Below are 8842 nucleotides of genomic sequence, written 5' to 3' on the forward strand. Positions count from 1 at the left end.
GCTTGAGTGCATCGTTTTCTCGTGGCGCTTTGCTGTAGCTTGCTATATCCATCCCTCCTCGCGGCCCAGCAGCGAGCGGGAACGGCTGCTTCTGCGGCCGAGTTTTCGGGCACGGTAAGTGACCCATCAGGTGCACGCATCTCTGCGGCCACCGTACAACTCGCACGCAACGGCAAGACGCTCTTCCAGACCACCAGCGACGGCTCGGGACAGTTCCATATCCCCGGGGCCACGGGCAGCTACGACCTCGTGATTCTTGCGCCAGGCTTTGAAGCCTACGTGCGACACATCACGGTGGGCCGCACCGCGCTGAACGCGAGGCTGCAGATCGCTACCACCACCGAGAACGTGCAGGTCGACGGCAGCGACCATCCCGTTGGCTTGAGCCAGAGCGACAACGCTGCGGCCATGCGCCTCGACGAGAAGAAGATGGCGGCGCTCTCGGACGACGACAGCACCTTCCAGCAGCAACTGCTCGCGCTCGCGGGCAACGACGACTCGCATCCGGCGAAGATCTACGTCGATGGCTTTTCCGGCGGACAGATTCCGCCGAAGGACACCATCCGCGAGGTCCACATCAACGAGAACCCCTACTCCGCCGAGTACGACTCGATGGGCATGGGGCGCATCGAGGTCTTCACCAAAGCGGGCACCGGCAAGTGGCACGGCAACATCGCCACGATGGGCAACGACTCGTCCTTCAACTCGCGCAGCCCGTACCTCTATGCGAACAGCCAGCCGGACTACTATCGCTTTTACATCAGCGGCGGCGCGAACGGGCCGATCGGCAAGAAGTCTTCGCTCTACGTAAACACGCAGTACGACAACCAGCAGAACAACGCGATCGTGAACGCCGTGACGAACACCGGCAACTTCAGCACCGCAGCACCAGCCCCGCAGCTCAAGCAGGACTACTCGCTGCGCTTCGATCGCCAACTCGCAACCAACGACAGCTTCACCACGCGCTATGAGTTCAACCGCAACGCGCAGAGCAACGCGGGCGTTTCACAGTACACCCTGCCCATCGCCGGCTACGGCAGCGGTGTGAACTCCCACACGCTACAGATTGGCGAAACGCACATCTTCACGCCGCACCTTGAACTCGAGACGCGCTTCCAATGGCAGCGCACCGGCACCTCGCAGAACGCCAACAGCGGCCTGCCGTCGATCCAGGTCCAAGGCTCGTTTACCGGTGGCGGCGCTACGCTAGGCGCGAACCGCAACGCGAACAACCTCTTCGATTTTGAAGAGCAAGGGAGCTACTCACGCGGCGCGCACCTTGTGCGCTACGGCTTCCGCGCGCGCACCTATCACCTCACCAGCTACTCGACCTCCGGCTTCAACGGCACCTACACCTTCCCCGACCTCGCCTCCTACGCGGCACATACGCCATCGCAGGTGACGCTCACCGCCGGGCAGGCAAACTTCGAGGTCTCCACCTCCGACTTCGCGTGGTATCTCGAAGATGAGTGGAAGCTGACGAAGAACCTTACCGTTGACGCAGGTCTTCGCATCGAGGCGCAGACCGCGGTGCCCGATCACTGGGACCCGTCGCCGCATCTCGGCGCAGCCTGGGGCATCGGGCCCAGGAAGAATCCCACCGCCGTCGTCTGGCGTACGGGCGCGGCCATCTACTACGACCGCATGGAGCCGTCGTATCTGCTGACCTCCGTGCAGCGCGCCAACAACACCGCGCAGCAAAGCTATCTTGTCAGCAACCCAGGCTACGTCAGCGACCTCACGGCAAAGCCGTCGTTCACCTCCGCGACCGTGGATCCCTCCACGCTCACCACCTACAGCGTCGCCCCGAACCTGCGCACGCAGTATTCGCTCAACGCCGGAACCTCGCTTGACGTGACGCTGGGCAACAAGGGTTCGCTCTCCATCAGCTACAACTATGACCACTACGCGCATGTGTACCTTTCGCGGAACGCCAACGCGCCGCTGAACGGCGTGCAGCCTTATGGCGCAGCGGCAGGACAGCGGTACCAGTACGCATCCCTCGGCGACGGCTCCAACCAGTGGCTGGGCGCCTACGCGAACTACCAGGTCAACAAAGACCTCGTCCTCTGGGCGAACATCTTCTCGATGTACGGCAACAGCGACAGCGGCGGCACCTCGAGCTTCGTGTCCAACAGCTATAACGTGAAGCAGGACGCCGGACAACTGGCATGGGTTCGCCACGTCAACCTCTTCAGCGGCATCAACGCGACCGTGCCGTTTACGCACCACTTTCTGGACATCACCGGCTTCCTGCTGGCGCGCTCCGGCAGCCACTTCAACATCACCACCGGCTATGACAACAACGGCGACTCGATCTACAACGATCGCCCGTCCTTTGCGACCGCAGCCTCGGACCCGGCCAACGTGGTGAGGACACAATGGGGCACCTTCAACACCAGGCCCGTCGCCGGCGAGACGATCATCCCCATGAATTACGGCACCTCTTCGGGCTTCTTCTCCACGCAGCTGCGGCTCTCGCACGGCATGAAGTTCGGGCCGCCCGCCAAGGCACCCAAGCCCGGTGAGAAGGCCATCGGCCGCTACGATATGCGCTTCGCGCTCGAGGTGCAGAACGTCACGAACTCCGTAATGCCCGCGCGCCCGGTCGGCGTGCTCAGCTCCTCGAACTTCGGCAAGGTGCTCACCTCGGCCAACAGCTTCATCGGCAACACCGCCGCGAACCGGACCTTGACCCTCAGCACCACCTTCCGCTTCTAAGCCGCCCACACTTCGTAATTCACCACACTTCGGGCTGTAAATCAGCCCGGCTTCGCTCTATACTCATAAGGGACTCATATGGTCGGATATTGGCGAGCCTCTGCTGCCGCCGCATCTCCGCTCTCCCATCCGCGCGGCGAGTGACTAGACCGGACAAAACCACCGCACAGCACAAGAGATCCTGACGGCCATCGCTGGCCGCTCACGCCGCTGTTCGTCCGGATGCTCGCGAGGGAAGAGACATGAAGGTCCACATCATTTACGGCACCGATAACGGCAACACCCGCAACATCGCCGAGCAGATCGCCACGCAGATCGGCGGCAAAGCCGTCGATGTCTGCTCCGCCACCACCGCCGACTTCAGCGACTGCGATCTGCTGATCCTCGGCGCGCCGACCAGCGGCTACGGCGACCTGCAGGTGGATTGGGAGTGCCGCCTCAGCTTCATCGCCGAAGCGGGGCTCGCCGGCCGCAAGGTGGCGCTCTTCGGCCTGGGCGATCAGATGTCCTATTGCGACACCTTCGTAGACGCGCTGGGCGTACTTTACGACGCGGTTGTCGGCCAGGGCGCGACCGTGATCGGCGCGACCGACAAGGCTGGCTACGACTTTTACAGTTCCGCCGCTCTGCGCGACGACAAGATCGTCGGGCTCGCCATCGACGAGGACAATCAGCACGAGCGGACCGAAGCCCGCATCGCCGCGTGGGTGGCGTCCCTGCAGGCCGAAATGGGCGCGGCGGAGTTGGCAGCCGCCGAAGCCGCGTAAGGCTCCTACAAAACCCGAAGCAGCCCGAAGTTGGGCGACGGGCGATGCACGAAAAGCGCGGCAATCCTGCGCCAAATGCAACTTCCGCCGGGAAATTCGTTGACTTCTGGCGGGGCTGTGGATAATATTAAGACTCGCGCAGTTCTGCGTCTGCGCCCTTGGTGCGTCTTCTCGGTAGAAGGCTGCATGGGGCGAGTGAGACGCCGAACACCGAGGCGAGGTTCGGGGTCACCCGAACTGCTGGTTCCCTTCCTGGTTGCGGCCGCGACACGCCGACTGCCTCTCTTTGGAACCATCGCTCCCCTGCCAGTTGGGCATATGGGCGTTCTTCAGGAACGTTCGTGGGCTTGGACGGCTTTGTGCGCTTCACCATGAATTTGTTTGCCCTTTGGCGCCTTGCGGGAAGTTGGTCTCGCGGCGATTTGGTGGGCAGGCCCTAACGCCAGAGATTCTTCGCGGAACAAGCCGGGCAAGAAGCACCGAAGACGGCAGAACCAAGGAGCACGGAAAGATGTCGACGACTATTCCCAGTGGCAAGAACATCGAGCGCAAGTGGTATGTTCTGGACGCTGAAGGCCAGACCCTCGGCCGCCTCGCCTCGCAGGCCGCCAGCATTCTCGCGGGTAAGCTGAACCCGCTCTACACGCCGTACATCGATATGGGCGACCACGTTATCGTGATCAACGCCGAGAAGATCGTTGTGACCGGCCAGAAGGCACAGCAGAAGATGTACCGCCGCTACACCGGCTTCCCCGGTGGTCTTCGCGAAGAAGGCTTCACGAAGCTGCTTGCACGCCGCCCCGAAAAGATTGCGGAAGAAGCGATCAAGGGCATGCTGCCCAAGTCCAAGCTCGGCCGCCAGATGGCAACCAAGCTCAAGGTCTACAAGGGCACCGAGCATCCGCACAAGGCTCAGCAGCCTGTGGCTTACGGAGCGTAAGGTTCCGGGGCCCAGGGTATAGGGCCCAGTAAAAACCTTCGAGATTAGCGCAGTACAAAGCTTTCTGGACGCTGGGCCCTGGGCCCTGTCCCCTAAAAGGATTGAAATGGCAAACCTGATTCAGTACTACGGCACCGGTCGTCGCAAGAGCGCGATCGCCCGCGTGTTCCTTCGCCCCGGTTCGGGCGAGTTCACCGTCAATGGCAAGAAGTTCGAAGAGTACTTCGTGACGCCGGCGCAGCGCGCTGCAGCGAAGGCTCCCCTTGCGACCCCCGACATCAACGAGACCTTTGACGTGCTGACCACCGTTCGCGGCGGCGGCGTCAACGGCCAGGCGGATGCGGTCAAGCTCGGCATCGCCCGTGCACTCATGGAGTTCAACGGCGAGCTCCGCAAGGCGCTCAAGTCCGCTGGCTTTGTGACCCGCGATGCTCGTGGCAAGGAACGTAAGAAGTACGGCCAGAAGGGCGCTCGCGCTCGCTTCCAGTTCTCCAAGCGCTAGTCGCTGGGGTTGGGTTCTAAGTTGTAAGTTCTACGTTCTAAGGACGTGGACACTTACAACTTAGAACGTACAACTTCGAACTGGATGGCCTTCGATACACCCGCAGGCACGTGGCTTGCGGCCTGAACTTAATCTCCCTAACCCATCGGGACTTAATCGCCTCAATAAGAGACTCGCTCTCGGATGCATCGAGGCGATGCCCAGAAAAGGATCCGCACCATGGCTTCAATCACGATGAAGGAACTGCTCGAAGCGGGCGTTCACTTTGGCCACCAGACCAAGCGTTGGAACCCGAAGATGAAGGAATATATCTTCGGCGAGCGCAACGGCATCTACATCATCGATCTGCAGAAGACCTTGAAGATGTTCAAGGAAGCTTCGAAGTTCGTCTCCGACCTGACCGCTACCGGCAAGCTCATCCTCTTCGTCGGCACCAAGCGCCAGGCACAGGACGCAGTCGCTGAAGAAGCGACCCGTGCAGGCATGCCCTACATCAACTCGCGCTGGCTCGGTGGTCTTCTGACCAACTGGGTAACCGTGCAGAAGTCGGTGAAGCGCCTGACCGAGCTCGACGAAATGTCGACCGACGGCCGCTACGAGCTGCTCACCAAGAAGGAAGTCATCAAGCTGGAGCGCGAGCGCAAGGCCCTGTCGACCTCCCTCTCGGGTATCAAGAACATGAAGCGCCTGCCGGACGCGATCTTCATCATCGACTCGAACAACGAGGCGATCGCTGTTTCGGAAGCACGCAAGCTCGGCATCCCGGTTGTGGCAGTGGTGGACACCAACTGCGATCCGACCGTGGTCGACTATGTAATCCCCGGCAACGATGACGCTCTGCGCGCCATCCGCCTCTTCACCACCAAGATCGCTGACGCTGCTTACGAAGGCACGCAGATGATCTCGGAGAAGGCATTCTCGAACGAGTACGACGACATCAAGCCGATCGCTCAGGAATCGCACTTCGTTGGCGAAGAAGGTGAAGCTGCTGCAGCAGAAGTCCAGGAGTCCGCTCCTGTGGCTGCTGACGAGGCCGAGGAAGAGATCGACCTCAACGCTGCTCTCGGCGGCGGCATCCGCAAGGCTCCCGTCGCTGCTGATGCAGAGCCGGAAGCTGCTGAAGCAACTGCCTAATCGTTGCAACGCGCTGAAACTCTGGAGGGCGCGGGCTTCGGCCTGCGCCTTTCTTCAGGATGTAACCGAGGCGTGAGACACTCACGCCCAATGATTCGTGAAGGGACTAGAAATGTCTGAAGCTGTGAAGATTGATGCCAAGCTGGTAAAGGAATTGCGCGAGAAGTCTGGCGCTCCCATGGGCGACTGCCTCAAGGCGCTCCAGGAAGCTAAGGGCGACATGGAAGATGCTTTCGTGGTGCTGCGTAAGCGCGGCGTGGCTTCGGCCGCAAAGAAGGCTTCGCGCTCGACCAACGAAGGCGCTGTAGGCACGTACATCCACGCCGGCGGCAAGATCGGCGTTCTGCTCGAGCTCAACTGCGAGTCGGACTTCGTGGCCCGCACCGACGACTTCCAGGACCTGCTGAAGGACGTTGCAATGCACATCGCCGCTGTCGACCCGAAGTACGTCGGCAAGGACGAAGTGACGCCTGCTGACATCGAGAAGGAAAAGGAAGTCTACCGTGCGCAGGCAGCTGCGTCCGGCAAGCCGGCGAACATCATCGAAAAGATGCTCGAGGGCAAAATGTCGAAGTACTACGAAGAGGTCTGCCTCCTCGAGCAGCCGTTCATCAAGGAAGCCTCGCTGACGATCGCGCAGCTGATCGCACAGAAGGTCGCCAAGCTCGGCGAGAACATCTCGGTCCGCCGCTTCGCCCGCTTCAAGATCGGCGAATCGACCGCAACGTTCGCTCAGGCGATCATCGCTCCCGCAACGGAAGAAGCCGCTTCGTAAGCTGCTCTCCCGCTGCATGATCAAACGCCCGGGCGCAAGCTCGGGCGTTTTGTTTGGCTTCTCTATAAGCACCGCATAGCTTCGATATGCGGGGACGCCTGATGACCGGCGTTCAGTAAGCAAGGATTGAAGATCTGTAAGACGACCCACTCCCAACTGGATAGAAGACGCTCAAAGGATGAGTCGGCCTACCGGATTCCGGCTGGCGACTATCGCGTTGTCCAGGTGGTTGATGTCGGCAGGATTGTCGTTACAGTGATTCGTCACCGTCATCGCCGTGAAGTACACGAATCACCTGTGGCATAATCACAGAGGTCTTACCAGACCAGGGAATAACGCCGTGTCTATGTATCTGCACATTTCGCTCGCATCGCGGACGCCAAAAGCGTTTGCGAGCTATCGTGCGTCTGGCTCGGTTTGGATTTTCACGCGAGGTAGGTCTTAGACACAGGTCTAGCGATCATCGCGTATCCACCGAGCCCAGGCTGACAAGCCTGGGCCTTTTCTTTGCGTTGAACTGACGAGCAGTGAGGGCGCAACACAACCCCGGTCGAGCACGGCTACAACCAGCCTCCGGCCAGAAAGGAATCATGGAGCAAACATGAAGATCATCGACAATATCCCCGTATTCGGAGAACACGAAGCAAACACGCTGGAGCAGGCACGTCTCTGCGCGCGGTCCGCGGACCGCTTCGCCCTGATGGCGGACGGACACCTCGGCTACGGCGTGCCGATCGGCGGCGTAATCGCGAGCGAGTCCCGCATCAGCCCCACAGCCGTCGGCTTTGATATTGCCTGCGGCAACAAGGCTGTGCGTCTTGATATGCCCGGCAGCGAGCTGCGCGCCAACATTCATCGCCTGATGGAAGAGATCTGGCAAACATTGAGCTTCGGCGTAGGACGTAAGAACTCCGAACGCGTGGAGCACCCACTCTTCGAGCGCGACGGCCACGAGGGATGGTCCACCGAAGCAGCTGCGCCGCTGAAGCGTAAGGCTGAAGCCCAGCTCGGAACGATCGGAAGCGGCAACCACTACGTCGATCTCTTCACGGACGAGGAAGATCGTGTGTGGGTGGGCGTTCACTTCGGCTCGCGCGGTCTCGGCCACGGCATTGCAACCTGGTTCCTCAAGGCTGCAGGCGCCACGGACGGCATGATGGTTGAGCCCGTATGGCTGGATGTCGACTCCGATCTCGGGCAGCAGTACATCGCGGCCATGAAACTCGGCGGTGCGTATGCTTATGCGGGCCGCGACTGGCTCTGTGAACGCGTAGCAAAGCTGCTCGGCGCGCCCATTCTGGATGAGGTGCACAATCACCACAACTTCGCGTGGCTGGAAGTGCACGATGGAAAGCAGATGTGGGTTTGCCGCAAGGGCGCGACACCTGCCTTCCCCGGCCAGCGTGGTTTTGTCGGAGGCACCATGGGCGAGCAGTCTGTGATTCTTGAGGGCGTCACTCCCGATCTGGCCACCGTCGCGGGACGCACCCTTGTGGAGGAGCAGCGCGCGTCAATGTACTCTACCGTTCATGGCGCTGGTCGTGTCCTGGGCCGCAAGCAAGCTGCGGGTGTTCGTGACCGCAGGACGGGCGCGATCAAGCGCGAGGGCCTGGTGAAGCCTGAGATGATGCAAGAGTGGCTGCAACGCTCGAACGTCGTCTTGAAGGGCGGTGGTCTCGACGAATCACCGCACTGCTACAAGCGTCTCGATGAGGTGATCGAGGCGCAGGGCGCAACCATTCGTACTCTGCACACGCTCACGCCCGTAGGCGTCGCGATGGCTGGTTCGGATGAATTCGATCCATACAAGGACTAACAAGAAGGGCCCGGGAATCCGGGCCTTTTCTGTTCATCCCCTGCATTACCTAAACGCACGAAAGCCCACCTTTTGGGTGGGCTTTGCGTTTGATTTTAATGCCGGCGATCACCTAATCTCCCACACACTTGCGCGTGCAGTACCATCGGCCCAACGAGGCTTAACTTCCGTGTTCGAGATGGGAACG

At 60.8% G+C, this 8842-nt stretch carries 7 protein-coding genes and 1 rRNA gene; 7 read left to right on the plus strand and 1 reads right to left on the minus strand.

Features of this window, described 5'->3' with window-relative positions; translation table 11 throughout:
• Positions 1-6: 6 nt before the first annotated feature.
• The 7 genes from OHL11_RS13635 to OHL11_RS13665 all read left to right on the plus strand — a co-directional run bounded on the left by OHL11_RS13635 (position 7) and on the right by OHL11_RS13665 (position 8655).
• Positions 7-2721, plus strand: a complete 2715-nt coding sequence (locus OHL11_RS13635) for a TonB-dependent receptor (protein ID WP_263372048.1) — start codon at positions 7-9, stop codon at positions 2719-2721.
• A gap of 242 nt (positions 2722-2963) precedes the next feature.
• Positions 2964-3488, plus strand: coding sequence for a flavodoxin FldA (gene fldA / locus OHL11_RS13640; protein WP_263372049.1), 525 nt, complete (start codon positions 2964-2966; stop codon positions 3486-3488).
• 511 nt (positions 3489-3999) lie between these two features.
• Entirely contained in the window at positions 4000-4428 is a 429-nt protein-coding gene (gene rplM / locus OHL11_RS13645; protein WP_263372050.1) for a 50S ribosomal protein L13, read from the plus strand.
• 106 nt (positions 4429-4534) lie between these two features.
• Complete coding sequence (gene rpsI / locus OHL11_RS13650) at positions 4535-4930, plus strand: 30S ribosomal protein S9 (RefSeq protein WP_263372051.1); 396 nt, start codon at positions 4535-4537, stop codon at positions 4928-4930.
• A gap of 219 nt (positions 4931-5149) precedes the next feature.
• On the plus strand, positions 5150-6064 hold the full coding sequence (gene rpsB / locus OHL11_RS13655; RefSeq protein WP_263372052.1) for a 30S ribosomal protein S2: 915 nt from the start codon (positions 5150-5152) through the stop codon (positions 6062-6064).
• Between the two features lie 112 nt (positions 6065-6176).
• Complete coding sequence (locus OHL11_RS13660) at positions 6177-6839, plus strand: translation elongation factor Ts (protein WP_263372053.1); 663 nt, start codon at positions 6177-6179, stop codon at positions 6837-6839.
• Positions 6840-7440: 601 nt separating this feature from the next.
• A complete protein-coding gene (locus OHL11_RS13665) occupies positions 7441-8655 on the plus strand; it encodes an RtcB family protein (protein ID WP_263372054.1) in 1215 nt (404 codons plus the stop codon).
• A gap of 99 nt (positions 8656-8754) precedes the next feature.
• Here OHL11_RS13665 and rrf read toward each other — a convergent pair.
• Positions 8755-8842, minus strand: a 5S ribosomal RNA gene (gene rrf, locus OHL11_RS13670); the annotation flags it as partial.

Source organism: Granulicella cerasi (assembly GCF_025685575.1).
In the GTDB taxonomy this organism is placed as follows: domain Bacteria; phylum Acidobacteriota; class Terriglobia; order Terriglobales; family Acidobacteriaceae; genus Granulicella; species Granulicella cerasi.

Excerpts from the sequence above, each read along its gene's own strand:
- fldA (WP_263372049.1), top strand. The coding sequence starts at position 2,964 with ATGAAGGTCCACATCATTTACGGCACCGATAACGGCAACACCCGCAAC.
- rplM (WP_263372050.1), top strand. The coding sequence starts at position 4,000 with ATGTCGACGACTATTCCCAGTGGCAAGAACATCGAGCGCAAGTGGTAT.
- rpsI (WP_263372051.1), top strand. The coding sequence starts at position 4,535 with ATGGCAAACCTGATTCAGTACTACGGCACCGGTCGTCGCAAGAGCGCG.
- rpsB (WP_263372052.1), top strand. The coding sequence starts at position 5,150 with ATGGCTTCAATCACGATGAAGGAACTGCTCGAAGCGGGCGTTCACTTT.
- OHL11_RS13660 (WP_263372053.1), top strand. The coding sequence starts at position 6,177 with ATGTCTGAAGCTGTGAAGATTGATGCCAAGCTGGTAAAGGAATTGCGC.
- OHL11_RS13665 (WP_263372054.1), top strand. The coding sequence starts at position 7,441 with ATGAAGATCATCGACAATATCCCCGTATTCGGAGAACACGAAGCAAAC.